This is a genomic window from Chryseobacterium sp. CBo1, from assembly GCF_001693475.1.
Classification (GTDB): domain Bacteria; phylum Bacteroidota; class Bacteroidia; order Flavobacteriales; family Weeksellaceae; genus Chryseobacterium; species Chryseobacterium formosense.
In genome coordinates this window covers 1-1,390 of record NZ_MAUH01000060.1, presented here as the reverse complement: position 1 = coordinate 1,390, position 1,390 = coordinate 1, and the positions used below count along the sequence as shown (strand labels likewise).

Sequence of the window (1,390 nt, the reverse complement as noted above, 5' to 3'; positions counted from 1 at the left end):
TAGTCATGGTCGGAAGAAATTCCGACCATTTTTTATGTTTTGAAAACTTTGGCTGGGTCTCCTCCTGCAAATATAATTAGAATGGCCGTTATCATATCTCTAAGCTCCATTGCTATTCTTCGTTTGGCTGTTTTGTAGCCCAAATTATTTGATTTTTTATAAATCAACAAAAGCATCGCTGCTATCATTGTCATATAGACCATCACTTCAATTCCGTTCCTGTTCATTGAAACCAAATGACTTAGGTTGAGTTCTTGTTTCAGGAACCTGAAAAACACTTCAATATCCCAGCGTTTTCTGTAATAATCAGAAATTTCCTTGGCTGATAGTTGAAATTCGTTAGTTAGAAACCAAAATTCCTTGTTTGTTTTTTGACTTTTAATGACCACCAAACGAAACTCAGTTTCTACTTTCTCTTGCCGAAAATGCACTTTGCCTCGTTGGTTTTGTATGGGACTTCCGGTATAAAGCTTTACCTTGCTGTCTTTTAATACTTCCCAGTCATCCCATTTTAGAGGTTTTTTCGGCTCGAGAAATGATTCCATCTCTTCAAATTTTCTGTTATCTTTCGAACGAATGATAAATTTCACAGATTGTCCATCAAATTCTTTCATTGACCGTGTTGATTGCAAGCCTCTGTCTATGACATAAATATTGTCGTGATATTCTTCTTTCTTTACTTGTTTTAAAATAGCTTCCGGGAGTGCGGACTCTTCGGAAGAGTATTTCTGAGCAGTGAAAACTTCTACTCCCGAAGGTAAAATGCCGTCAAATGAAAAACTAAATTTCACTAATTTCTTACCGCTTTTCTGGTCAATGCCTTCTTTTAGCTTCGTGCAAGCATCAGCAACAATAGTGCTGTCAACTCGTATAAGATTATACTTTTCGATTTCGGTCTTCGAGTAAACCCCTGAAAACCGCTGGTACATCTGCTCATAGATTTCTTTGAAATAACTGGGATCAATCTTGGAAAGTCTATCGGAGATAGAGCTTCTGCGAACCCTTTCTTCTTCTCCCAATCCAAATAGGGCTTTAAATCCACTACTGTTGAAAGTATCTTCTAATGTTCGCTGACTTAATCTTTCGTTATCGAAAATACAGAACAAAAGCAGATAAAACATCTTTTTCCCATGGAGCACTTTGCTATAATAATCGACTTTAGTGGTTGCGGAAAGATGGCTTAAAAGGGCTTCGGGTATAAATGCTAAAACTTGGCTGAGAGAGATTTTGTGATCTTTAAATACGGACATACTATATAATTATCAGTGATAAAGATACAAAATTTAAACTAAAAAAACAACATAAATATTTGATAATCAATTAATTAAAACAATTTCTTGTTTTACTAAAACACAAAAAAGTCGGAAGAAAAATCTTCCGACCATGACTA

The 1,390-nt window shown here is 35.5% G+C and carries 1 protein-coding gene; it reads right to left on the bottom strand.

Annotated features, from left to right (window positions below; all coding sequences use genetic code 11):
• Positions 1–32: 32 nt before the first annotated feature.
• A complete protein-coding gene (locus BA768_RS18715) occupies positions 33–1,250 on the bottom strand; it encodes an IS4 family transposase (RefSeq protein ID WP_065721979.1) in 1,218 nt (405 codons plus the stop codon).
• Positions 1,251–1,390 lie beyond the last annotated feature (140 nt).